The organism is Variovorax nitratireducens, from assembly GCF_051216545.1.
Classification (GTDB): domain Bacteria; phylum Pseudomonadota; class Gammaproteobacteria; order Burkholderiales; family Burkholderiaceae_C; genus Variovorax.
On the sequence record NZ_JBPJZO010000009.1, the window covers coordinates 15,713 to 40,343 of the forward strand.

Below are 24,631 nucleotides of genomic sequence, written 5' to 3' on the forward strand. Positions count from 1 at the left end.
GCGCGCCAGAAAGCGGGGGCGCCTGTCCTAAACGTTTTTATGCGCATTTCCAGAAATCGAAGTGTTTTTATGCGCGGCTAAGCGTTTCTGGATACGATTGGTAAATGATCCAGAAAATCTCGCGGCTTCAGAAGGCCAGCGCCGGCGGCGATCCCATCGGCGCAGGCTGGCTGGTGCGCGAGTTCGGGCTGGATCTGATCCAGCCGCCCTTCGTGCAAAGCGAGATCGGGCCGCGCAGGCAGACGGTACGCCTTCAGCATCACCGTCGGGAGGCGCATCAGGAACACATGCGGCCCGATGCCACCGTTGCGGCGCACCTGACCTTCATGCTCAAGCACGAGGGCGTGCATCTGGAACTCCTGGCGCGGCTCTTTGACCGCGTGGATCCGCTGCAACTCGCCGCCTGGGTGCAGGCCGAGCCCAACGGGCAGTACGCGCGCCGCGCAGGATTCTTCTACGAGTGGCTCACCCGGAAAACGCTGCCCATTGAGAGCGGCCTGGTGGGCGGCAACTACGTCGACGCGTTGGATCCTGAGGAGCAGCTGGTCGCGACGACGAGCTTGCCGGTCGCTCGCTGGCGGGTGCGGGACAACATGCCGGGAACCAGCGACTTCTGCCCGACCGTGCGCCTCACGGCCCCGGTTCGCGAGGCCCTTCGGTTCGACCTGGCGCAGGCGTTGGGCCGAGAGGAAGCCGAGTTCGGGGCCGAGGTTCTGCGGCGCAGCGCCGTCTGGATGACCTTGCGGGAGAGTCGCTCGAGCTTTCAGATCGAGGGAGAACAGGATCAGGTCACACGTGTTCAGCGATTCGCCGCCGTGATGGCAACCCGCACCGGAGCAGGCGATGTCCCTTTGACGGCTGACGCGCTGGCCACGCTCCAGAAGGACATCCTGGGCGACGTGACCACGCTCGCCTCGTTCGGGCTGCGGCAATCACCCATATTCGTCGGCCAGACGATCCGCTACGAGAACGTCGTCCACTACGTCGCGCCGGACTGGGTTGACGTGCCGGCGATGCTTGAAGGGTTGCGAGCCTTTGTCGAGCGCACGAAGGGCGCGTCGCCCACCGCGCGCGCCGCAGTCACCTCGTTCGCCTTCGTGTACATCCATCCTCTGGCCGACGGCAATGGCCGCGTGCACCGCTTCCTGGTCAACGACGTTCTCAGACGCGATGGCGCCATCTATGCGCCCTTCATCCTGCCCCTCTCCGCCTTGATCACGGAGCACTCCACGGAACGCGCGCGATACGACGAGGCCCTCGAGGCCTTTTCGCGGCCGTTGATGAACAGGTATGCCGACCGCTTCACCTTCTCGAGGGAGGCTGAGCGACAACCTGACGGGGTCATGTCGAACTTTCGCTTCGATGCCTATGCGGAGGCTCGAGCGGCCTGGCGGTTTCTCGACCTGACCAGCCACGTCGAGTACACGGCCGGACTGCTCAGGCGCACGATCGAGCAGGAGATGCATGCGCAGGCCGCGCTCTTGCGCAGCCTCGGCCAGGCCCGCGCGGCAGTGAAGGAAATCATCGAGGGGCCGGACTCTGACGTGGACGCAATCATCCGCTCGGCACGCGAGAACGATGGCGTGCGATCGGGCAAGTTGGCCCAGCGCTTCCCCGCCCTCCAAGATGACGGGATCTGGGCCAAGGTCGCGGCCGCCGTCGCTGAGGCCTTCGCGCCTGGGCAACCGGGACCAACGGACGCGGCGGACGATACGGATTCGCGGGCTCCGACCAGCTGATGCGCCGGTCGCCCGCGTCCGTGCTTTCCCTCATCCCTCTCCTCTCTTGACTGCCGACCCCTTCCTGTTCGGCGCAACGTCGGCCGAATCGCAGGCAGGCAGGACGCGGCCAGCCCCCGGACATTCGTCACGGAACGGCAATGCGGAGCCGACAGACCGGCCCAAGAGGAACGCTAGACTTCCCCCTCAGTAACATTCATATACAACGGGGGTCGGGGCGATGGTTCGATGGAATTGGCGGGTGTGGGCGCTGTGCGCTTCCTTGGGCGTGTTGACTGTTCTGACCGGTTGCGCCTCAGTGACGCACGGCACCACGCAGTCGGTCACGATCGAAACCCTCACGGCGGGTGGCCAGGTCGTCGAAGGGGCCGAATGCAGGGTCGCCAACGACAAGAGAGATGCCGTCATGCTGTCCGGGCAAAGCCTGTCCGTGCGGCGCTCCAGCGCCAACCTGAGCATCGAATGCACGCAGCCCGGCCACGCCCCGGCGAATGGCCAGGCAACCTCCCGCGTCAACACGGGCATGGTGGGTAACATTCTCATCGGTGGCCTGGTCGGCGCTGCAATCGATTCGGGCACGGGCGCGGGCTTCAACTACCCGAGCTGGATGCAGCTGGTGTTCGGCGAGGTTCGCACCTTCGACCGGAGCAGCCAGAGCGGCAACCAGCCGATGGCGGGCGTGAAGGTCGGCGAGACGCGGCTGGCGGCGGCGCCACCTCCGCCGGCGCCCCCTTTCGCACCGGAGCGTGCAGCGGCTGCGCCGGTCGCTGCCGCGGTGGTGCCCACGCCCACAGCTGTGCCCACGCCGCCCGTGGCGTCCGCGCCGCGGGCGCCTGAGCCGGCGACCCGCGTGTCGATGGACGACCTGAAGGCCCTGCTGCCCGCCAAACCATGAAGGCGAGCAACCTGCATCTTCTCCTTCTCTCGGGCTGCGCCGTCTTCGCCTCCGGCGCGCAGGCGCTCGAGCCCGACGTGCTGTTCGGCAGGATCGCGCCGAGCGTGTGGTCGGTGCGAACCTTCGATGCGCAAGAGCGCCCGCTGCGAACCGGCAGCGCGGTCGTCGTCGCGCCGGGCCGCCTGGTCACCGCGTGCCACGTGCTCGCCAAGGCCAGCTCCTTTGTGATCCGGCAGGACAACGTCACCTATGGCGCGACCTTGGAGCATCCCGATCCGGCGCGCGACCTGTGCCAGATCAAGGTGGCCAACTTCACCGCGCCACCGGTGGCGATCGCGCCGGCCGGCGCCGCCAGGGTGGGACAGCGCGTGTATGCCATCGGCAACCCGCGCGGGCTCGAGAACACGCTGAGCGAAGGCATTCTGACGGGCCTGCGCGGAGGCGACGATGCGCAAGTCCCGCTCCTGCAGACCACGGCAGCGGTGTCTCAGGGCGGCAGTGGCGGTGGCTTGTTCGACCAGGACGGCCGGCTGCTGGGCATCACGAGCGCCGCGGCGCCAGACGATGGCAACGGCGGCGTTGCGATTCCCGCCGCCTTCGTTGCAGAGCTTCCCGTGCGGGCGCAGACTGCCCTGGCGACGCGCAGCAGCGAGCCGGCCGCAAGGCCCGCCGCCTTGACGCTGAGTTCACCCCTGCGCACCGGGGACGCGCTCGAATATGTTCGCACCGATCGGCTGACCGGCAACCGCACCCCGGTGATCTACCGCGTCGACCGGATCAGCGGCGACGAGCTGTCCTTCAACGCGGGCGGGCGGATCGAGAAGACCGATGGGCGCGTGGTCTCGGTGGTGACGCCGGTCGGGGGCATGTACGACACGGCTTCCCCGCCGGGCGGATGGGCGCGCAAGGACGTTCGGCCCGGGATGCGTTGGCATCTCGACTATGTGGCCACCGCTGGCGACAAGCGGCGACACGAGGTCGATGCTGTCGCGAGCGGCGAGCACTCGGTGCGGATCGATGGATCCGAAGTTCGGGTACTGAGGATCAGCTACGAGGGCTGGATATACGGCACCAACTACGGCACGACTACCAGCCAGTTCATTGCGACCGTCTGGTATGCGGCCGAACTGGGGCGCGTCGTCCGCTTTGAAGGACGCAACAGCAGCCGGGTCAACGCCACCGATGAAACTCTGGAGTTGGTGCGCGTGATGCGATAGAGACCTGTGCTTGCCCGCCTCGTCATACTTGCCTCCTCACGACAACAAGGAAATCTATGTCAGCAGGCGGTTTTCACGTGCACGGTCCGCACGACCACGAACTCGAGCACGCCGGTGCGCACGGCGACGCTGATTCAGCCCACACTTCCACGGAGTCGGGTCGCAGGAGCATGACCAGCCAAATCGCGGTTTGCACTGCTGTCATTGCCACAGTGGGAGCGATTTTCGCGTACATGGGCGGGCTCACTCAAGCCAATGCGGGCCTGTACAAGAACAACGCCGGCATCAAGAAGACCGAGGCGTCCAACCAGTGGAACTACTTTCAGTCGAAGAGTACCAAACAGGCGCTCGCCGAGTTCGCGCGCGACACATCGCCCGATGACCGCAAGCAAGGCTGGCAGGCGAAGGTGTCTCGCTACGAGCAAGAGAAAACTGAAATCCTGTTAGTCGCGCAGAAGCTGGAGGTGGAGGCTACCGACTGGGATCACAAATCTGAGGCGCAAATGCACCAGCATCACCGCTGGGCGCAGGCGACAACAGCGTTGCAGGTCTCCATCGCTTTGGCCGCCATGGCGTTGCTGACAAGAAGGAAGTGGTTGGAGTGGGGCATGGTCGCCGTCGCTGGCGTCGGCTTGGTCGTTGGCGCTCTTGCAGCGCTGCACATCTGACCACGGCGTGAGCTCGTGTGAGCCGGTTGCGACGAGCTGCTGCAGCGGCCAGGGGCGAACCTTCGCGCCACCCTGCCCGGCTGAACGATTTTCGCGTGCACCGATCCGCGAAGGAACGTTCGGCAATCGTTAGCCCGCCACTTGCTGAACTGGAAAGCGGCAGTAAGCAACCAACAGGGCTGAAGACGCCAGGGACAGACATCCAAAAGCTCTCCTCATGGATAAGTCACTTCTCTTCACCGTCGACCAAGCGTTCCTAATTGCCGGCCGTGGCTGCGTGCTTACTCCGGGAATTGCACCGCGGCGGGCGTAGGCCGCGGGTGAAGAACCTACTCAACCACCCACCATGAGTTCCAGCCTCTACCTCTTCGATCTGAGCCGCCACGCGCTCCCCTTGCCCACGTCGTTCGAAGACTTGGAGTCGCTTCGGCAAACGCTGCAGGACAAGCCCGATGGCAAGAATCTGCGATTCATCGAATTTGCCTTGCGGTTCGAAGATAGATTCCCGGTGCGCGCGGGCGAGGCGGCGGGTCGGGCCGGATCGCCTGGGCCACTCGATCGGGCCAGCACGGTTCGCTGCGCTGCGTGGCACTTCGATCTGCCGTTTGTCGAGACAATGCCTGCCTACCGTGCGGCGGTCGAGATCGCTGGCAATCTGGGACTCATCGCCTATGACCCCGAGCTCGGTATCGGCTTTCTGCCCGATGGACAGGTGATTCCCGCTGAATTCGCCCAATCCAACGCCAGCGTACCGCCCCCCGACGACACGCTGCGCGGCGAAGAGGAAGTGCGAGCCGTGCTCGCACCAGCGTTGGCAAGGGTCTTGGCATCACACGGCTTTACCCTGGAGCCGGAACCGGAGGGAAGTCTCGTCCGGAGCATCTCGCTGGCCAGGACGCTGGGGCCGGTGCGTCAGCGCCTTCACGTTCACTTGATGCGATACGAGCAGGTAAGCCTGCTGTTCCAAGTCGAGCACGATGCCTGTTTGGCCGTCTACGTGGCGGCACATGGCCAGGAGAATCATGCAGATGACGCGCTGCGCCTGAACCTGGAATTCTTCGCGCCGGGACCGGACTGGAATCACCGGTGGAAGCTCGAGCGGCGCAGCGAACTCGCCGGCCTGCTGGAGATGGTGCGCGAGAAGCTGCTGCCGCTGGCCGAACTGAGTCGCGATCTCGGAGGCCTGGACCAGTTGCTCAACGACGACAGCGCCGACACGATCCGGACGCCCTACAAGACGGCCTACTCCTGGCTGGGGCGACCGGCCGGGTCGGACGGCTCGCGCAGCCTGCGGGAGGAATGCCACGAGCATCCAGCACGGCTGGTCATCGCTCACCTGAACGGCAACCCGTCGACACCGCGCATCACCGAGTGGTTCGACGCGCATTACGCCGACGCGCGGCAGGCAAGGGGGCGGGACGCCTACCTCAAACTTCGCGAGGCGCTCGCATCGACGGCGCCGCTCGCCCACTGGCCCGATCGCCTGGCCCATCGCGCATCGATGCGCACCCTGCCGCGGTCGCTTCTGCACAGAGAGTTCGATCCGCGTGGTCGACGTTGTCACCACTGGGAAGTTACCGAGTCGCTCCATCAGGCGCTCTCTAAGGATCCCGCACAGTTCTGGGGGCGGTTCGCTGGCGAGAGCGGACGGGTCGAATTGCAGCGGCTCTGGTGCGAGAAGGCCGATACGCTACCGCCATCGGAGCGCATCGAGTCCGTTGGTCTTGCCTGTCGCCTGACGACCGTCGGAGCGCCCGCACAGGCCGGCGACATTCAAGTGTTGTTACTGGAGTTTCCTCCAATCCAAGGTCTGGGCGAATGTGCAGTGCTGGCGCTCGCCCGCGTCGGCGAGACGTATCGGAGGTACAGCATGGGTCATTACCACTCCTTGGAGAACGACACGGTCCAAACCCAAATGGCGTTTCAGGTGAAGTCCGGGATCACCCAGAGGCAGCTGCCGGGCCTGTTGGGCGTTCAAGAGTTTCTCGACTTCGTGCGCAGCACGTTTGAGAGCAATGTCTAGCAGGCCATGGACCACGCAAGTCCCGACCAACGCCGTTGAGCCGGATGACTCGCATCTGGTCGCGTTCTCAAAGGGAGGCCGGCGTCAAACCAACACCTCAGACTGGAGGCGGGTTGAATAGCGGGTGAGGGGAACACGTTGTCGTGCCCCCGCTGCCGTAGGGTCGCGTCATCACCTCGAGCAGGTGACCATTTGGATCATCAAAATAGACTCCGCGCCCGCCGTCCCAGGTGTTCATTTGCCCCACCTCGCGCCTGCTCGGATCTGCCCACCAGGTCAGCAAGCCCTTGCTCGCGCATGCGCGCGAAAATGGCATCGAACTCGACTTCGGTGACCAGGAACGCGTAGTGCTTCGACTGTATTGACGCTGTAGTCCCCTGGCTGCATGCGCGAGCTTTGACGATGACCGCCAGCAGGCAGCTTTGTTCAGGACGAATCCGCATCCCGTTGCCAGTCCTCCTGCAGCCTGTCAGCCTCTCAATTCCACCCAGGCCGGCGCATGATCGCTGGCGCCGTCCAGGCCGCGCACCGCACGGTCGACGCCTGCTCCCTGCATGCGGGCCGCAGCTTTCGGGCTGAGCAAGAGATGGTCGATGCGCATGCCCGCGTCGCGCGGCCACCGGTTGCGCAGGTAACTCCAGAAGGTGTAGAGGGGCCGCTCGGGCGATTGACGTTGCAGTGCATCCGTCCACCCTCCGTCCAGCAGCGCGTGGTAGGCGGCACGAGGCGCGGGTTGCAGCAGCGCGTTGTCCTTGAAGGAGCGGGTTGCATAGATGTCGGCGTCGGTCGGCACGACGTTGTAGTCGCCGGCCAGCACGACCGGATGCCCCGAGGCCAACAGCGTGGCGGCGTGCCGGTTGAAGCGGCCGAACCAGTCGAGCTTGTAGGCGAACTTGGGGCCCGGCTGTGGATTGCCGTTGGGCATGTAGCAGCAACCGATGACCAGGCCGTTGACCGCCGCCTCGAGGTAGCGCGCCTGCTTGTCGGCAGGATCGCCCGGCAGGCCACGGCGAATCTCGATCGGTTTGCCGCCTTTCGCCAGGATGGCAACACCGTTCCAGCTCTTCTGGCCTGCCACCAGCGCCTCGTATCCGATTGCTCGGAGCGCGTCATGGGGGAATGCGGACTCCGTGCACTTGAGTTCCTGCAGGCAGACCACATCCGGCGCCGTGACGTCCAGCCACGCGCGCAACGGGTCGATGCGCTTGCGGACATCGTTGACGTTGTACGTGGCAATTCGCATGGAACTCGGGCTAAGCCCTCGGGGCCTTCGCCTCGACCGCTTCATCCAGGCCTGCGGTCAGCCGAACCCAGGTCTGGTAGTCCAACACCAGCAGCCGTCTGCGCGCTCGTCGCGGCGTGCCGGATTTGCTGGATCGTCGAGGTTCGGCGGCCCCGCCTGGGGCGATGAGATCCAGAGGGGCTTGGCGTGGCTTGACCATTGCCCCAAGCATGGCGACGTCGCGACGCGCCTGCGTAGGCCGCAGCCGGCAGCGCACGCCCGACTTGAGGCATGTCGGCATCCTGCGTGCAGGCGCGCGGAATCACCAGGTTGACGCGGGAATACCCTTCGTCCAGGGTGTGGTGGCCTGGCGACGTCCGTGTGCCCGAATGCACGGATGCCGGACTCCCGGCGGAATTCGGGTGGGACTGTGACTTCCGACCTTTGCGGTTCGCTGCGGCAAACGCGTAATGGCGCCCAACCCCACGGATGCGACACCCATGAACACCGACCTCGAACTGCTGCTCGACGAACCCATCGACGGCCACCATTACTGGACGATCGTCTGGCGCGGCCCGGCGGGCGAGTTGCGCGTGCTTGACTATGCGCGCGGGCCACTTTCTACCCAGGCTGCTGCCACGCAAATGGGCACCCAAGCCATGCGGCGGCACCAGAACCTCGAGCTGGAAGCCCACATGTCATTGCCCTCTGCGCCTAACGATACGCCGGGCGCGGCCCTCGGCTGCATGCTGTACTGACATCGGTCATCGCCAGACTGCGAGCGGCCTGGCGGTGAACGCGTTGTCGAGCGGACGGCGCTGCATTGGCGACAGCATGGCGGACTTCTCGCAGGTGATCGGCGCGCTGCTGTTCCCTACCGAGGACATTCACGGGCTCAGCGCAATGCGCGTAGGCGACTCCGCGCGCCAGGGCGCGGCGCCGGCTGAGCACTGCACCCAGGCCGCCAACTGAATATTTCACGCGAACGAGCAAACCACCTTCGCGTCATGGCACTGCAAACACAAGACATCACGATCCAGAGCGGAGGCGAACGGCTGGAAGGCCATTTGGTCGCGGGAGCGATCGATCAGCCGGGTGTACTTTTCGTGCACGGGTGGGACAGCGACCAGCGGCACTACCAGGATCTTTCCAGGGAGGTCGCTGCGTTGGGCTGCACGTGTCTGACCTTCGACCTGAGAGGACATGGCGCGAGCGACCGGTCGCAAGGCAGGGTCAGTCGCGCGGACAACCTCATCGACGTTCTGGCGGCCTACGATGCGCTGTCCCTGCACCCGGGCGTCGACGGCGCATCCCTCGCGGTGGTCGGCACAAGCTACGGCGGCTACCTGGCGGCGCTGGCAACCCGGCTGCGGCCGGTGCGCTGGCTCGCGCTGCGGGTGCCGGCCCTTTATCCGGACACACAGTGGGAGGTGCCCAAGAACGCACTGGATCGTGAGATGCTGCAAAGCTACCGGCAATGCCTCAGGCCTGCCGCGGGCAACCGCTGCCTCACCGCGTGCCAGGCGTTCCAGGGCGACGTTCTTCTCGTCGAGTCCGCAAACGACTCCGTAGTGCCCCACCCCTCCATCCAAAGCTTCGCAAACGCGTTCACGCAAGTTCGCTCCATGGCGCATCACTGCATATCGGGCGCGGATCATGCGTTGTCCATGCCCGCGAGCCAGCAGGTGTATGCGGCGCTGCTTATTGCCTGGTTCAAATCGCAGGTCTCACCCGCTGACTCGGCGAGGCCGCGCGCCTGAGCGGCGGCCTCGCCTGCAGACGAGAGCACGCTCGGCTGACGAATCTGCTTGTCGGCCCAACTCGGCTACGAGTCCCGCATCCGAGGCTGATGTCCCAGGAAGTGGTGTAAGTCTTCTTTCACTCGCTGCGCGGCAAGGCGCGTAGGGCGTAGCCCGAAGCGGCTTGCCGCGCAGCGACCGCTCCCTCGGGGGTGGCCATCGTGAAGTCCGGATAAGTTTGGGGTGCGACCCACCAAACCTGTCCATAAAGGAAATCACAATGACCACCGCCACTATGGCATTAGCCGAGCTCGCCGAAAAGGGAGCCGACGTCGACGTCCTGCGCCAGATGGTGCAGTTCATGGCCCAGCGCCTGATGGAGCTCGATGTCGAAGGCCGCTGCGGCGCCGCCTACGACGAAAAGAATCCGGAACGCCTGAACAGCCGCAATGGCTACCGCGAGCGCACCTGGGACACCCGAGCCGGCAGCGTCGAGCTGAAGATCCCCAAGTTGCGCCAGGGCAGCTACTTCCCCGAGTTCCTCGAGCCTCGGCGCACCGCAGAGAAGGCGCTCACGGCCGTCATCCAGGAAGCCTACGTGCAAGGCATCTCCACCCGCTCGGTAGACGACCTGGTCAAGTCGCTCGGCATGAGCGGCGTCTCCAAGAGCCAGGTCAGCCGCCTTTGCGGCGAGCTCGACGAACGCGTCAACGCCTTCCTGGGACGGCAGATCGAGGGCGACTGGCCCTACCTGTGGGTCGATGCCACCTACGTGAAGACGCGCGAGGCCGGGCGCATCGTGAGCGTGGCGGTGATAGTGGCGGTCGGCGTGAACACCGACGGCCAACGCGAGGTGCTGGGCCTGAAGGTCGGGGCCTCGGAAGCCGAGCCCTTCTGGACCGAGTTCCTGCGCAGCCTGAACCGTCGAGGTCTTCGCGGCGTGAAGCTCGTGATCAGCGACAGCCACGAAGGCATCAAGGCAGCCGCTGCGAAGGTTCTGAAGGCCACCTGGCAGCGTTGCCGGGTGCACTTCATGCGCAACGCCCTGGCGCATGCCGGCAAGACGCAGCGGCGCATGGTCTCTGCTGCCATCGGCACGGTGTTCGTACAAGACTCGGCCGATGCGGCACGTTCGCAATGGCGCTCGGTTGCTGATCAGCTGCGAGACAAGTTCCCCAAGCTCGGCACTCTTATGGACGACGCGGAGAACGACGTCCTGGCCTTCATGACCTTCCCTCGGGCGCACTGGACGCAGATTTACAGCACGAACCCTCTGGAGCGGCTGAACGCCGAGATCAAGCGACGTACGAACGTGGTGGGCATCTTCCCCAACGACGCCTCGATCACGAGGCTCGTCGGCGCCATGATGATGGAGCAGAACGACGAGTGGTCCCTCAACCGGCGCTACATGCAGCTGGAGGGCTTGCAGACCCTGAGCGATACTGCGCCCACTCGGCTGTCCGCAGTGGCACGCTGAGTACCGTGCATCTCAGCCTTCTCCGGGCTGTGGACCTACACCACGGAATGGGACGCGACCCATCCGAGCCAGCATGAAATTCACCGTCATCGGCAGTGGTGGTTATCGGTTCGGCCCGTCGGCGAAACCACAAGACAGTCGCCTCCTGCCGCCGATCGGGTCCTGACAGTTCCGGGGCGAAGCCGATCGCGGCGACATTCATCCACGAGACGCCTCCCACCCCAGGCAAATCGGCGATGGGCACTGCCGGCACGCGAACCAAGGGTGCCAAGCGTGAAATCCTTCACGCAGGAAATTACTTCTAAAGCATTACTTGTAGCACTATTGGCTACATGAAACTCGCGCCCTCCACGACAGACATCAGCTACCGCTGGTGGATGGATAAACCAGATCGGCGTGGGCACTGCGCGCTCTTTTCCGCGCGGCGCAGTTTGTATCGCCGACCGGATGGATCTGCCTGGGTTTGCTGCGTCCCGATCATCGCCCTCATGGTGGCGTTTGCATGGTCGCTCAAATCCCTTTCTGTGTGACCTCTGACCTCTCAAATCATGGCAAAACGACTCGATACCCACAACCGCTTCGCCGCGCCACAGGACAGCGCCCCTTCCCGGCTGGACGAGCTGACCTTTCAGCATCGATTCGAAGAGCGTGAGCAGCGCGCCACCGGTTGGCGCAACATCACCTTTGCCGCGCTCGCAGTCGTTTTGGTGCTTGTGGCACTGTTCCTTGCTCGGTGAGACTTCAACGGCTTCGGCTGCAGGGGCGGGAACACGTCGCCCGCGCTCGTCTGAAGTTGCGCACCTAATGAGAGGAAGCGCTTCGCGGCGGCGATCTGCCTCTGAGCACTGATCACGGACTCGGGTTGAGCTATTGAAGCCACCGATCATTTCAATGCCCCTCGCTTTCAGCAGTAGACCCGCACCACGCTATTCGGTGCGGGTGCAAGATCTGACCAATGTCGAAACCGTGAATGCGGCATCGGCGCGGTTGCAGCGGTGGGAGACGGGAACGGCATGTCCCTTCCTGTTCGACGCCGCTTGCACGATCTACGCATCTTGACCCCTCGCCTCCCGGAGGCTGTTCAATCTCGATGACGATGATCTGCTGTGCCGCCACGGCGAGGCGGATGCGACAGATGTGCCCTATGCAGATTCAGGAATGATGCGCGCGCCGGCATGGGCAGCGTAGCCTGCGGAGACGCTGGCCGACATTCGAGACCTTTTCCCGCCGGACGACGAGCCGCGAGTCAAGGGCTGGGTGCTTGTTGCACCCGGCCCAACGCGGGATGCGACAACCGCCAAGATCTGCCGCAGCTTCTCGCAGAAATGATGTGGAGCGGCAGGGCGACTTGCTCAGTCCGTCGCGCTGGCTTCGAGTCGCTTCAGCAAGTCGTCGCGGCTCATTTCCTTGACAACGGCCAACTGCTGAACCTGCGCGGCATTGGGCCTGGACTTGCCCTGCTCCCAGTTGTAGATGGTTTGCCCGCCGATGCCCACCAGCTTGCCGTACATCGCGGCCGACCATCCCAGCTTGCTGCGATGCGCGGCCAGGCGCGCCGCGCTGAAGCGCCGGCGCGGGCCTTCCTCATCGGCCCGGCTTTCCCGGGCCGCCGGAACCGGCGCCGCTGCGCGCTTGTCAACGCGCCTGAGTTCCTTTTGCAAGGACTCGACCTGGCGACGCAGGGTCGCGATGGCGCTGCGGTACTGCGCGCTGGCTTTTTTGAGAGTTTCGACTTCCGTGCGCACTTCCTTGCGGGCGACGCGCGAAATCTCGGCTTTCAGAACGGTTGCAATGTTTGGCATTTGCGGATTCTGCCGGATTCTGGCGGCGCACTTCCCAATTCGAGTTCCGCTTAAGCTGCGCGCTGACCGCGAGGCTGCGGCCGCCGCCTCAGATCGGCTCTGCCGCCATGGTGCCGCGGCATGCCACATGGCCGCAGTGGCACGGATAGTCCGACACCTCCTCGCTGGCATCGATGATCAGCGCGTAGTCGAGGAACAGCTCGGCATTCTTTGCTACCGGACGGAGAGTGAAAACGCTCAGCACGATCGCGCCATCGCTCGCAACCTCTTCGCGTGCCTCGCAGTTCGGCACGCAGGCATGGTTGAGGTGGCGGGTCGCGTTGCCGCCCTGCCCTCCGTCGATCGTCGTGCCGTCCGACAACGCAAACAGGTAAGTCAAGCCGCTGTCCCATTCCTCCAGCAAAGCCGCGTCGGCCGAATAGCGCCGGCCCTCATAGGCGCCCAGACAGGTGCCCTTCGCAAGCCGGCGGCGCGCAAAGACACCCTGCCCGTGGACACCGCTGTTGCGCACGAGCACCACGGCGTCCAACGCAGAAGTTGGTTGGGAAGACCAAGGAGTAGGAATTTGAGACATGCCCGGATCATGCAAGGTGCGCGCCACGCGCGGAGCGCGATTCAAGGCAGGTTCTTCCGGCCACGCGCCCCGGCGTCACGAATGGCCACTTCAGGCCGCTTCTGACGTATCCGGCACGCGGCCAGCGGTAAAAACATTCCACTCGGAACCGTAGGTCGCTGCCGCGTAGGCGTGAACGATCACCGAGCCGAGCACGCCGTGCAGCACATCTCCCTGGGAGGCGCGGCGGCTGATGACGGCCGTCAACATCCCCTTGGCCGAGAGCTCCTGCAGCGCGCGATCCACCCAGACCTGCCTTTGCGCGGCGGAGAGCATCTCCACCTCTGCCTTCATGACACGAATGCGCTCGCCCAGGAAGTCCGCGGGCACCGCCGCGGCGGCCTGCGGCTGCGCGCGCACGGGGGTTGCCGCGTCGAGCACCGCCGCGACGGTGGGCGCGGGCGCGGCGTGTTCGTTGCGCAGGGACGATCTGAGATAGGAATAGGCGTTGTCGACGCTGCGCAGGCTGCTGTTGGCGGCACGCCGCTCGAGCGCCTCGAGCTTGTCGCGCACCTGCTCTTCACCGAACTCCTTGACCAGACCGTCCAGCTTGATCTCGCGGATCCCGAGGGTCTCCGCGCGCAGCGCAAGATTGGCGTCGATGGGCGTCGGCGGCCTGTCGGTGGCGGGTACGGCCTTGCTGCGACGGCGCACGGCGAACTGGACTTCATCGACCGTCCGGCCTTGGCGGTGCTCGATGAGCTCGATCTGCAGATCGGTCTCGCGGTTGATCTCTTCGACGGCCTCCTTGATCCGCTCGCTCTTGAACTTGCGCCATTCGCGGCGGTCGCCCCCTGGCATGTTGCTCAGGGCATCGGTCCACCAGCCGACCGGTTTGCGGCTCGTGACGCCGCCGGGGTTGTCCCGATAGCGCGCGCAGATCTCGTAGAGGGCAACGGCTGCGTAGGTGCCGAGCCGGCTCAACACCTCGAGGTCTATGCGGGCCCAGCGCGAGGGCTCTCGCAGTGCCGCCATGATCGACGGTGGAAATGACCAGCTCACCCAGGTTTCGCCCCGCCGCACTTCCAGCGCCACCTCGGACAGCATGGAAAAGCCGCGCCACTTGACCCCGTCGCCGGGGGCGGTGGACTCCCAGTCGACCTCCAGGCTGCGCATCTCCTGCAGGTAGCGTTTTGCCGCGGTGCGATCGGAAGCGTCGGAACCGGTGGTGCGCAGGATGGTGGCCAACGGAGCTTCGAACAGGAAGTCCGCGCGGGGCATGGCTTCCATCGAACCGAACCTGGCCTGGGAGACCTGAAGCAGAACCGTGTAGATTCGCCGGGCTGTCAATGTTACGCGTGCGGAACGCGGCACCATGACCACCATCTCGTGCGGCTTGCGCAGTTCCAGGGAGTCGTTGGCGCCCTGCCCTCTAGCGATGGCGTTCGGCCCGGCGGTTTCGAACGAGGTCATGCACGAATGATATGTCCAAACGGCGTTGGACACTTCATCTGATTGAAGTGGGGCATGTGCGAGTAAATCACGGACACTTCGCCTCGCATCACCCTTCAGAGGCCGAGTAAACCACGGACACTTCGGCGTAATTCGCGCCTTGATTGACCTTTGGGAGGCGAGTAAAGCACGGACACCAGTGCTTTAGACAGGCAGTGGCGGCGGCATTGAGGGCCGAGTAGATCACGGACGGTTGGCAACGTCGCCACAGCGCGTGCGGCAGACGAGCTGGCGGGCAGCCTGTTGATAACTTCGACCCGCCCGGTAAAGCCGCGGACGGCTTGCGGGTAGCGCACGGACGCACACGAGTAAATCGCGGACAGATCCGAGCAGTTCACGGACGGTTTGCGCGAATTTAGCATCGTAAGTCTTTGATTTTATTAAAGAAAATCAAAATTTGCGTGACCCGTAATTTCTTGAAGCTATTGAACTAATTCGAATCAGGGAAGGTTTTTTGACCGCCGGATTCGGGGACAATCGCTGCAGCAAACCTGCACTGCAGAGACGAAGCTCAAGTTCATCGATTTTCAGGAGGTGCTGTGCATAATCGCATAACCCTGAAACTTCGAAAGCTCCTTGCGTGGACATCAAGCAAACCATAAGACGACAGACACTCGAGGACATCGAGCTCCAGGCGCAGAAGATCGCCGGCATGATGAGCCATATCCGCACGGCAATGCTGGCGCCGACGGCGATCAAGATTGCGCCGAGCATGACTGCAACCCAACTGGCGGAACTTTGCGGCGTCGACAAGGCGAAGATCGCCTACCGCCTCACACGAGGCGATCTCCCCTCAGGAGAGATCCATGGAAATCGCCGCGAATGGACGATGGCCCAGTCCCAGCAGTGGAGCCGCGACTTCCGGGCTTCGCACTTGCGGCCCAAGGGGGCCGCAGGCATCACGATCACGGTCGCCAACTTCAAGGGTGGCGTGGCCAAGACGACATCGGCCGTCACCCTGGCACAGGGCCTCTCGATGCGTGGGCACCGCGTTCTGCTCCTTGACCTGGATCCCCAGGGTTCGGCCACCACGCTCTTCGGTGTGCTGCCCGATGCCGAGGTTGAGAACGAGCACACCGCCATGCCGCTTTTCGCGGGGGATGAGGAGAGCCTTCAGTACGCGATCCGCCCGACCTACTGGCCGAACATCGACCTGGTCTGTGCGGCTCCCCTGCTCTACAACGCGGAGTTCATCTTGCCGTCGCGCCAGTCGAAGGACGCCGGGTTCGAGTTCTGGCGGGTGCTCGACCGGGGCCTGGATGCAACGCGCGAGGAGTACGACGTGATCGTCATCGACACGCCGCCCTCGCTCAGCTACGTCACGATCAATGCGCTGATGGCCGCCGACGGCGTGATCATGCCCCTGCCGCCTTCCGCGCTGGACTTCGCCAGCTCGGCGCAGTTCTGGGATTTGTTCTCGGATCTGTGCAACGGCTTGATCCGCAGTCGCGGCAAGAACAAGAGCTTCGAGTTCATCGACGTCCTGCTGTCACGGGTAGAAGCCTCCGACGCCGCCAGCTCGGTCGTGCGGCAGTGGGTGCTCGAAGGCTATGGCGACAAGGTGCTGCCCATCGAGATCCCGAAGACCTCCGTGGCTGCCACCGCCAGCGCCGAGTTCGGCACGGTCTACGATCTCCCGCGCGGGTCGGTCAACTCCAAGACCTTTGCCCGGGCGCGCGATGCGTACGACAGGATGTGCGAGTTGGTCGAACAGCAGATCGAAGCGGTGTGGTTGCGCCAGCTCGACGACCGTCAGACCCTTGAATCAGGAGTGTGAGATGAATCTCAAGGCAAAGGCTTCCAAGATCGACTTCGGCGCGCTGATGGCGACCGCGGGGCAGGGTGCGGATACCTTGGTCAAGCCTCCCAAGACGGCACCGGGTGCCATGATGGCGCAGGCCAACGATGCGCGTTCGGAGATGCTGCGCGAAAACGAGGAGCTGCGGGCACGGGCGGCGCGAACCGCCGAGCTCGAGGTGCAGCTGACGGAGGTGGTCGAAGATTTGCGCAGCTGGGACGGCGCCAAGCCGGTTCGGATGCTGGATCCCCTGCGCATCGGCCGCAGCCCGTACGCAAACCGCCATGAGAGCAGTTTCCTGGGTGCGGACTTCGAACTGCTCAAGCGCGAGATCATGGACGCCGGCGGCAACGTGCAGCCGATCAAGGTGCGGCCGGTCAAGGCGCGCGACGGCATCGAGTTCGAGATCGTGTTCGGCCATCGCCGTCACGAAGCCTGCCGGCAACTTGGGCTGCCGGTTCAGGCTGTCGTGGACAACCTCGATGACAGAACCCTGTTTGTCGAGATGGATCGGGAGAACCGCGATCGCGCCGACTTGTCGCCGTGGGAGCAGGGCGTGATGTACCTGCGCGCGCTCGACAAGGGCTTGTTTGCCTCCAACCGGCAACTGGCCACGGCCATTGGAATCGACCCCAGCAACCTGGGCAAATCGTTGGCGCTGGCCAAGCTGCCCGATGAACTCGTGGCGGCGTTTGCGACCCCGCTCGATATTCAGCTGCGGTGGGCGCCGATGCTGAACAAGGCCCTGGAGGAAGATCGCGACGGGTTGATGAGGCGCGCAGCCGAGATGGCCGTGCACCGGGCGCCGAGAGGCCCGAAGGCGGTGTTCGCTTATTTGGTGGATCCACAGACGACGCCAAGCGCGTCGTCTGCCGTTGAACCGAGGATCTTCATGGCAGGCGGGAAGAAGGCGGCGACTCTCCGTTTCGACGCAGTTGGCAGGGCATCCTTGCATGTGCATCTCCCATTGACCGCGGCGCAACAGCAAGAGCTCGGGAAGATGACAGAGGCTTTCGTCAAGTCAATCTGACTGTCGTGGTGACCGGACTTGCATCCGGACAAGGGGGGGTGGTTCTGGAACCACCCCCCCTTTTTTTTGAGGTGATCCGGCCGACGGTTGGCGTGGCGAGCCTTGACGAACCGTCACCCCGACTCATCGGTGGAAATCCTCCGTCCAGCTGCCGTCGCTGTCTTCATCGCCGATCAGGCATTCGACGCGACCACTGAGGCACGACGCTCGGTGCCGTACCCGCGCCACCGCCCCATACGACCTTTTGCGTCTGGATGCGTTGCAATCGAGTTCTAGTGGCGAATGGAGCAGGGGCTCGCGGTTCAATGCACTGTGAGGAGGCTCCTGAAGTCATTGCCGTCTGGTTGGCAGCGCCGCCTCGATCCACGCTGACGCGTAGCGGGTGCCGCTCGGCGGCGCGTGGCAGGCGGCAGCAATTACTCCACGTCGCATAGGGGCGTGCGCGAACTGGGCATGCCCGAAGACAGAGATTCGCGAATCCGAAATCGGGCTATTGCTGGCAGTATGGTTCCGGAACCATGCCCTGTTTACAAAGGCGCTGCCGCCAACCAAATCGATTCGCGCAGTTGGCCTTGGCGCAATTGCGCTACGCGCGGACACCTCGCGAGCACAGTGTCGCAAAGAGCGAAGCGAACGATTTACTGACAGGGCGGGAGGTTGCCTGCGAATGCTCAAGTGACGACAGTTTGGCCATGGAGGCTCGCTCAGATTCCCGAGAATCGCCTCTAACTCTTTGATTTCAAACAAGTAAATCTTATGTCTTTGCAGAAGAGCCGTTTCGGCATCAAGAAGTAGCACGGATGATAATTCGAGATATCATCCGTTCGCTACACAGCAGTCGGTTGAGCCGACAGGCGGCTGAACGAACCACCCCATCAAGCGATGACCACGGCGATTTACCGAAATCAGGCTCCAGTTCCCGACCGCTCCGGGGATCCGGGGGGGAGGTGCGCATCCGATGCGCGCCTCGAGCCCATTGCACAGCCACACTGCCGGGATGCCCGGCATAGCCGATGAAAGCCCCGCCGAGCCGCAAGCTTCAGCGCGCGCACTTCGCCTTCATGCGAGGGCTGTTGCAGGGGTTGGACGAGCGCGAGTTGTGGGACCGTTACCTGCGCAGCGAAGGCGAGTCGAACGACCGACGCAACGTGCGTCAGACCGTCGCCTGGATCCGAGACGAGTTCGCCGCTGCAGCGCAGCGCGAGGATCGGCCGGGCACGGCACGACTGGTGCGTCTCGATCCGGAGCGTTTCAGCGCGCGACAGCAGACCCTGCCCAGCCTCGAAGAGTTCGCGCTGGAGCGCGGGCTGGAAGATTTCTCGGAAGCCGAGCAAGCAGAAGCCTATGCCGATGCCTATCCGGAAGCCGGCGCTGGCAACAGCCGCCGCGGCGTGCGACCCCCGAAAAGAGCCAGGGTCATTGCGCGCCAGCTGGAAGCGCTGCGCTGGCTCGAGTCGCACGTCGCCCAGGATCCGCGCGCAACAGACAGCGTGGCCGCCTGGCTCAATCCGGCCGTGGCCGAACGCCTGCAGCGCAGTGGACTGGCAACCCTTTCTGCGCTGGCGGCGCACATCAACGCGAGCGGTGCGCGCTGGTGGCGCCCGGTGGCCGGTGTCGGCGCACTGAAAGCCGCCCGGGTCGTGGCCTGGCTTCAGGCCCAGGAGGGCAGCACAGGTCTGCGACTTGGCGCCCATGCCTTGTCGCCGCGCACGCAAGTGCCGCCAGCGGTGTTGGACGGTGCGGTGGCGCCAGGCACTGCGCTGTTGCCATGGGAGAAATTCCGCGTGCCCGCCGACCTGGATGGCCGTCTCGGTCAGTTCCGTGCTCCCACGGGACGGTGTCTGCTGGTCGCTGCCAACGACTACGAAGCCATCGCCGCCTGGCTGACGGCCAAGGCAGGCTCCGCCCAGGCCGGCGGGCTGTCTGCGACCCGGCGTGCCTACCGCAAGGAGGCCGAAAGGTTGATGCTCTGGAGCGTGCTCGTGCGTCGCAAGCCGATCTCTTCGCTCGCCGTGGAGGACGCCGTCGCCTACCGGTCGTTCCTGGGCGACCCGCCGCTCGACTGGTGCGGCCCAAGGCATCAGCAACGATGGTCGATGCAGTGGCGGCCTCTCGAGGGCCCACTGTCTCTGACCGCGCAACGGCACGCCATGACCGTGCTGCGGGGGCTGTTCGGGTTCCTCATCGCCCAGGGATATTTGCTCAACAATCCGTTTGCTGCGGTAGCGATGCTGGCGCCTGCGACGCCACCGCTTGGATCGACCCGAACCCTGACCCTGCCCCAATGGGACTGCCTCGCTACGCGTCTGAAACAATCCCCCGACACGGCGGCATCGCGGCGCTCGGTACGCGCGCTGCACTGGCTCCATGCAACCGGTCTGCGCATCTCGGAGGTCGCCGGTGCGCGCTGCGGGCACATGGAGCGATTTGAGTTCACGGATGCGCAGGGTGCCCTACGGACCGGCTGGCTGCTCCAGGTGGCCGGCAAAGGGAGCCGAAGCCGACAGGTGCCTGTGCCGCTGGAGCTGGTGGCTGAACTCCATCGGGAGCTTGATCGCAACGGGTTGGTGCCGGATGTATTGGCGTCCGGCCACGCGGCTCTACCAATCCTGGGGCGCTTCGACACCCTCCAAGCACCGGTGTCGCCGGTATCCGCTTCGGGCCTGGCGAAAGCCATCAAGCGCCGTCTGGATCATGCAGCCAGCGGACTTGCCGCTGAACATTCAGCGCGCCTTAAGAAAGCGAGCGCTCACTGGCTTCGGAACTCTCATGGCGCGCACGCCTTTCAGGGAGGGGCGGGGCATGCTGCCATGCCACTTCAGAGTAATTAGAATAGACAGGGGCACGTTTCGACGGCGACGATGTCCGGCCAGCTGACTGCAAGAAGGCAATCCCGGCTGCTCGTGAACTTCCGCAAGGGCGGCGAGCGCCCTCGCGGCCTCGCTCGCTGGAGAAGATAGCGATCCATCTCCATCGCAGTGAGGAGGGCCGCGTCGTGTCAAGGATACAGCCGCCCCTGATCCTCATGATTCCCAATACCGTCTGCGATCTACTCGGGTTAACTTCGAACGAATGACCACCGCCCGCACGCCACCGCAACTCGGCCACATCGATGACGAGGAGCTTGAGCGCCTCGCTACGTCCTGGCGCGCGCAAGCCTTGCGCGGAGATCGGGAGGCCTATGGAATCGCCCATGCGCTGGAGGTTGAGCAGCGCAGACGGCTGCGCGAGAGCCAGATGGCGCAGTTGCCGCCGGAGCCCGTTGCCACTCCGCGGCCGTGGTGGAAGTTTTGGCAGGCGGGAACGGCCACCGGCGGCGGCCCCTTGTCACCCATGTGAAAAACCGGCCAAAACCGCCCCGTCAGCAGAACCGCGGGCACTTCGCCTTCCTGCATGGCCCATTCGGGCAAAACTGGCGTGAGCGGCGTTAATACCCGCGGTCGAAGAGACAAAGCGGGAGCTCAAGCCCTGCGACAGCACGGCCGGGACTGATGCAGAGCCTCTTCAGCGCCGTTCCGGTCAAAGAATGACCAGCAACACCAGGCATGCTGCGGACAAGCCCATCTCCAAAACTTCCGTCCCCGACATACTGCGCAGCCGCCGTACGGTCAGCGTCAGCACCGGCACCATAAGGGCGAGGCCGATCCAACGATCCAGCGGGGCGAGGCAGATGCGTGCAAGTGCCCACAGCCAGGCGCAGTGGGCGAGAAAGCACCAGAACTCGGCGCGGCTGGTAGCGGAAGTCAGGTTCAGCGTGCTGCGCCAGCCCTTGGCCACGGCGTCCCACCAATCGATCTGCTCGTTGTCCAGCAGCTTTTGCAGACCGTGCAGCGCCAGCACGCACAGCAGAACGGGGCCGAAGGCGCTCCACAAGGCAATGCCGGTGTAGAGCGGATGGCTGTAACCGGTGTCGCCGCCGCCCAGGCTCGCGGTGGCCAGCACGGCCAGGCCGGCACCGGCCAGGAGTGTGACACCCGCCACGGCGAACTTCGGCATACCCGCGTGCAGCAGGCCGCGCCCGCCGGCAAACAAGGCGAGCGCGAGCATAGTGCCGCCCAGGAAGTACTTCAAGGCCGCAGCAGAAGTCTCCCAGCCCTGATGGGGCCGCGCGGCCCAACGGCTCGACACGGGCGGCTCCAGCGGGCTCGCGCCGGGCGCCCATTGCCGCGCGGGCTCCTGCCGTGCCGTCAGCAGCCGTCGGCTCCAGTCTTCGGCTTGCGGCGCGAGTTCCGCAAGCGCCAGTTCCAAGTGATGCAGGCGCTGTGCACTGTCCAGATCGTGCGGCACCAGAAGCGGCTTTGCGGCCGCGCCAGCTGCCGTGAGCGCTGGCAATTGATCGCGCCAATACATGGGGGCGGGCGGCGTTTCGCAGGCCAATGGCGCGGATGCTTCGCCGGGTTGCAGCATGGTCACCGTATTGGCCTGCATGACGCTCAGGTTGTGTTCCGGGTGATCCCATGTGCAGGCAAAGGCCAGGCCACCGAGCCCGGTGCCGGGCGCACCGCCCAGAATGACGTCGGGCCGGAAAACGGGAAGCGGCTGGGTGGAGGTGTTGGCCAGGCGCAGCGCCAGCTTCAGGTGAACTTTGCCTCCAGCGCCCGGCGCGGCCCACAGGCCGGGCGCGATGGCCTGCATATCGCGCATCGAGATGGCAAAAAAGGGCGTGCGCGCGGCGCCGGTCTCCCACCGCGGGGTCAGCCCCTGGTTGAGGGCGCCTTGCCACGCGGCGCGAAACGGGGCCTCCAGCACGCCGCTTCGCGAGTGGCCGCGCGCAATGGCGGCGGCCACGGTGTCTTTCGGGGGAGACGTCATGCCGGGCAGCCGGCGCTTCAAGGACTCCCAGGCGCCGGGTTGGGGTGCGGGCGGAGCGGCCGGGTCGGTGATCCGGGCCAGATACGCATGCAAGAGCTCGCGGCGCAAGGCCTCCACCTCGGCGGCGGGCGCCCCGGCGCTGCGCAACAGACCGACGAGGAAGAAGGCGTCGGCTGCGTTGCCGCCCACGGTCGTTGCGCGCAGGGCGGCGGTGAATTCGGTGGGCTCAGATGCAAGGACCCAGGCCGGCAGGCACAGCAAGACGCAAAAGATGCGGCGCAGGTAGAGCGTCATGGGCGATGCATGGGCCGATGGCGGAGTTCGGGGCGGAAGGATCTCAGAAATGTACACGTCTGTAAGAAGCCGAAAATTGGCACGAAGAGCGGTGGTTCAGATCCTCCGGGGTGGAAGGAATCGCCAGCATGTGCAGAACGGGAGTGAACTGGATCGCCCGCTTGATGCTTGCGAAACGACACGGAAACTTCGCAATCGAGCCACTTACTTTTCGGGGTGGCGTGCCCGGCTTGCCTCGCGGCTCCACGCCGGCAACTGAGCGCTTGCCGGCATATGTGAAAAGTTCCCACTTTCCAGAGCACCGTCGTACATTCGACCCAGAGCATTGGCGACGGTAATCCGACAACAAGGTAGGGCGAGGAAAGCGATGAATCTGTATCCATCCGATGAAGGCCTGGGCGGGCCGCTGGCGCCTGCTGACTGGACCATGTCCGTTGGGCTCGAAGGACAAGGAGAGAGCGCTCTCTACTTCGCAGACATCCAACGCGGCGGCAACCATGTTTGCCGCCTCGCCATCGTTGGAGCGAAGTCCAAAGAAGAGGCTCATCGCCAGTTGGCCGTCAAGGCTCGCCTGTGGATCGCCGAGTACCTGGCGCGACCGCGAACCGGCATCACAGAGTTCGGATCGCTTGAACAACCAGGTACGGGGACATCCGCCACTGCCTCGGGGGCGCCGGGCGCCGCACAGTAGCGTGGCAGGCCGGACGTGTTGCCGTCGGCAGGCGTTGCTTCACATTGATCCAGGCCCAAGATCAGCGAAAGCCCAGTGCTGCCAGTGCCATAAGTACGGTCGCGCTGCGACCGGCATTGATCATCCTGCGCCGCTTCTTCGCGTTGAGCGGGTGGCGAGACTACGTTCGAGAATGCTTTCCATGGACCGCCTTGAAAACATAGAGACATTCGTTCGCGTCGCCGAGACTCAAAGCTTCGCGGAAGCGGCTCGGCAAATGCGTGTTGCAAAGTCGGTCGTGACGAGCCGGATCAAGCAACTCGAAGACTACGTGGGCGCGCCGCTGTTTCACAGGAGCACGCGGATGGTTCGCCTGAGCGACGTCGGGCAGGCCTTCCTGGGTGACTGCGTCGGCCTCATCGGACGCGCCAACGATGTCCTCGACCAGATGCGAGGTGCGCGCGTGGGGCCTTCAGGCGTGCTTCGCATCCATGCATTGACGGGCTTCGTGCTGGGTCACTTCGCCTCTTTGCTCAAGGATTTTCAGGTGACCTATCCCGACATTCGTCTGGAGCTGATCGTCAGTGATGCGGTCGTCGACCCCGTCAAGGCAGGGGTGGACTGCGCGCTTCAGATCTTTCCCGCCGCTTCGACCGAACTGGTCTCGCGGCCGCTGTTTCCGGTCAGGCGCGTGTTCTGCGCCACCGCGCAATACCTGCGCGCGGCAGGTTCGCCCGAAAGCCCGCGTGATCTCCACAAGCATGCCCTTGGCCTCTACTCGGGCTACCCGACGCGGGATCGCTGGACCTTCCGCCGTGGCGAGGAAGAAGTCACGCTCTACATGAACGCGGCGCTGCTGAGCAACAGCGTGCACCTGCTGCGCGAGTACGCGCTCGAGCATGCGGGAATCGTCTGCCTGCCCACGCTGGTGGCCGGCGAGGCGATCCTCAAGGGGGAATTGCAGGTCGTCCTGCCGGATCATCAGCTTTCGTCGTTCTCGCTCAGCGCCGTGTACGCAAGCACGTCGCGCAATGCTTTCAAGCTCAAGCTCTTCATCGAGCACATCGCTGCCGCCTTCAGCCGCGTGGCGCCGTGGGACGCTCGCTTGATCGAGCGCGGCATGCTGCCGCCGACCTTCTTCTCCGACTGAGCGCTCGGGGGTTTACCCGCGCTATTGACC

At 64.6% G+C, this 24,631-nt stretch carries 21 protein-coding genes and 1 pseudogene; 16 read left to right on the forward strand and 6 right to left on the reverse strand.

Annotated features, from left to right (window positions below):
• Nucleotides 1-104: 104 nt before the first annotated feature.
• The 5 genes from ACSFA8_RS19410 to ACSFA8_RS19430 all read left to right on the forward strand — a co-directional run bounded on the left by ACSFA8_RS19410 (nt 105) and on the right by ACSFA8_RS19430 (nt 6,542).
• Nucleotides 105-1,739 (forward strand): Fic family protein, encoded by a 1,635-nt coding sequence (locus ACSFA8_RS19410; protein ID WP_435481119.1) that lies wholly within the window; start codon nt 105-107, stop codon nt 1,737-1,739.
• A gap of 271 nt (nt 1,740-2,010) precedes the next feature.
• A complete protein-coding gene (locus ACSFA8_RS19415; protein WP_435481120.1) occupies nt 2,011-2,634 on the forward strand; it encodes a hypothetical protein in 624 nt (207 codons plus the stop codon).
• Nucleotides 2,631-3,851 (forward strand): S1C family serine protease, encoded by a 1,221-nt coding sequence (locus tag ACSFA8_RS19420; protein WP_435481121.1) that lies wholly within the window; start codon nt 2,631-2,633, stop codon nt 3,849-3,851. The genes ACSFA8_RS19415 and ACSFA8_RS19420 overlap by 4 nt, the downstream gene beginning before the upstream one ends.
• A gap of 56 nt (nt 3,852-3,907) precedes the next feature.
• Complete coding sequence (locus tag ACSFA8_RS19425; RefSeq protein ID WP_435481122.1) at nt 3,908-4,519, forward strand: DUF4337 domain-containing protein; 612 nt, start codon at nt 3,908-3,910, stop codon at nt 4,517-4,519.
• A gap of 346 nt (nt 4,520-4,865) precedes the next feature.
• On the forward strand, nt 4,866-6,542 hold the full coding sequence (locus ACSFA8_RS19430) for a hypothetical protein (protein ID WP_435481123.1): 1,677 nt from the start codon (nt 4,866-4,868) through the stop codon (nt 6,540-6,542).
• Between the two features lie 97 nt (nt 6,543-6,639).
• Here ACSFA8_RS19430 and ACSFA8_RS19435 read toward each other — a convergent pair.
• Together ACSFA8_RS19435 and ACSFA8_RS19440 are read right to left on the reverse strand one after the other, a co-directional pair.
• Nucleotides 6,640-6,904, reverse strand: a pseudogene (locus ACSFA8_RS19435) (VOC family protein); the annotation flags it as partial.
• A 107-nt stretch (nt 6,905-7,011) separates the two neighbouring features.
• A complete protein-coding gene (locus ACSFA8_RS19440) occupies nt 7,012-7,785 on the reverse strand; it encodes an exodeoxyribonuclease III (protein ID WP_435481124.1) in 774 nt (257 codons plus the stop codon).
• A 479-nt stretch (nt 7,786-8,264) separates the two neighbouring features.
• Here ACSFA8_RS19440 and ACSFA8_RS19445 point away from each other — a divergent pair, with 479 nt between their 5' ends.
• The 5 genes from ACSFA8_RS19445 to ACSFA8_RS19465 all read left to right on the forward strand — a co-directional run bounded on the left by ACSFA8_RS19445 (nt 8,265) and on the right by ACSFA8_RS19465 (nt 11,717).
• Nucleotides 8,265-8,522, forward strand: a complete 258-nt coding sequence (locus tag ACSFA8_RS19445; RefSeq protein ID WP_435481125.1) for a hypothetical protein — start codon at nt 8,265-8,267, stop codon at nt 8,520-8,522.
• Nucleotides 8,523-8,556: 34 nt separating this feature from the next.
• Nucleotides 8,557-8,736 carry a hypothetical protein gene (locus ACSFA8_RS19450; protein WP_435481126.1) on the forward strand — a complete coding sequence of 60 codons (180 nt, stop codon included), beginning with the start codon at nt 8,557-8,559 and terminating at the stop codon, nt 8,734-8,736.
• A 35-nt stretch (nt 8,737-8,771) separates the two neighbouring features.
• Entirely contained in the window at nt 8,772-9,524 is a 753-nt protein-coding gene (locus ACSFA8_RS19455; RefSeq protein WP_435481127.1) for an alpha/beta hydrolase family protein, read from the forward strand.
• Between the two features lie 259 nt (nt 9,525-9,783).
• A complete protein-coding gene (locus ACSFA8_RS19460) occupies nt 9,784-10,980 on the forward strand; it encodes an IS256 family transposase (RefSeq protein ID WP_435481128.1) in 1,197 nt (398 codons plus the stop codon).
• Between the two features lie 548 nt (nt 10,981-11,528).
• Complete coding sequence (locus ACSFA8_RS19465; protein WP_435481129.1) at nt 11,529-11,717, forward strand: hypothetical protein; 189 nt, start codon at nt 11,529-11,531, stop codon at nt 11,715-11,717.
• 615 nt (nt 11,718-12,332) lie between these two features.
• Here the strand turns inward: ACSFA8_RS19465 and ACSFA8_RS19470 are convergent.
• The 3 genes from ACSFA8_RS19470 to ACSFA8_RS19480 form a co-directional block, all read right to left on the reverse strand.
• Nucleotides 12,333-12,782 (reverse strand): helix-turn-helix domain-containing protein, encoded by a 450-nt coding sequence (locus tag ACSFA8_RS19470; protein ID WP_435481130.1) that lies wholly within the window; start codon nt 12,780-12,782, stop codon nt 12,333-12,335.
• Nucleotides 12,783-12,870: 88 nt separating this feature from the next.
• A complete protein-coding gene (locus ACSFA8_RS19475) occupies nt 12,871-13,383 on the reverse strand; it encodes an SET domain-containing protein (protein ID WP_435481131.1) in 513 nt (170 codons plus the stop codon).
• A 63-nt stretch (nt 13,384-13,446) separates the two neighbouring features.
• Nucleotides 13,447-14,808: a replication initiation protein gene (locus tag ACSFA8_RS19480; protein ID WP_435481132.1), complete on the reverse strand. Its 1,362-nt coding sequence runs from the start codon at nt 14,806-14,808 to the stop codon at nt 13,447-13,449.
• A gap of 619 nt (nt 14,809-15,427) precedes the next feature.
• On the opposite strand from ACSFA8_RS19480, the gene ACSFA8_RS19485 reads away from it, so the two are divergent.
• From ACSFA8_RS19485 to ACSFA8_RS19500, 4 genes are all read left to right on the forward strand, one after another.
• The gene (locus tag ACSFA8_RS19485) at nt 15,428-16,624 is read left to right on the forward strand and encodes a ParA family protein (protein ID WP_435481133.1); all 1,197 of its coding nucleotides are present in this window, start codon (nt 15,428-15,430) and stop codon (nt 16,622-16,624) included.
• A gap of 109 nt (nt 16,625-16,733) precedes the next feature.
• Entirely contained in the window at nt 16,734-17,675 is a 942-nt protein-coding gene (locus ACSFA8_RS19490) for a ParB/RepB/Spo0J family partition protein (RefSeq protein WP_435481134.1), read from the forward strand.
• A 1,013-nt stretch (nt 17,676-18,688) separates the two neighbouring features.
• Entirely contained in the window at nt 18,689-20,506 is a 1,818-nt protein-coding gene (locus ACSFA8_RS19495) for a phage integrase family protein (protein ID WP_435481135.1), read from the forward strand.
• Between the two features lie 241 nt (nt 20,507-20,747).
• Nucleotides 20,748-21,014 carry a hypothetical protein gene (locus tag ACSFA8_RS19500; protein ID WP_435481136.1) on the forward strand — a complete coding sequence of 89 codons (267 nt, stop codon included), beginning with the start codon at nt 20,748-20,750 and terminating at the stop codon, nt 21,012-21,014.
• 180 nt (nt 21,015-21,194) lie between these two features.
• Here ACSFA8_RS19500 and ACSFA8_RS19505 read toward each other — a convergent pair whose 3' ends face one another.
• Nucleotides 21,195-22,781, reverse strand: coding sequence for a hypothetical protein (locus tag ACSFA8_RS19505; RefSeq protein WP_435481137.1), 1,587 nt, complete (start codon nt 22,779-22,781; stop codon nt 21,195-21,197).
• Nucleotides 22,782-23,148: 367 nt separating this feature from the next.
• Here ACSFA8_RS19505 and ACSFA8_RS19510 point away from each other — a divergent pair, with 367 nt between their 5' ends.
• Together ACSFA8_RS19510 and ACSFA8_RS19515 are read left to right on the forward strand one after the other, a co-directional pair.
• Nucleotides 23,149-23,472 (forward strand): hypothetical protein, encoded by a 324-nt coding sequence (locus ACSFA8_RS19510; protein ID WP_435481138.1) that lies wholly within the window; start codon nt 23,149-23,151, stop codon nt 23,470-23,472.
• Nucleotides 23,473-23,653: 181 nt separating this feature from the next.
• Entirely contained in the window at nt 23,654-24,601 is a 948-nt protein-coding gene (locus ACSFA8_RS19515) for a LysR family transcriptional regulator (RefSeq protein ID WP_435481139.1), read from the forward strand.
• The last annotated feature ends 30 nt before the right edge of the window (nt 24,602-24,631 follow it).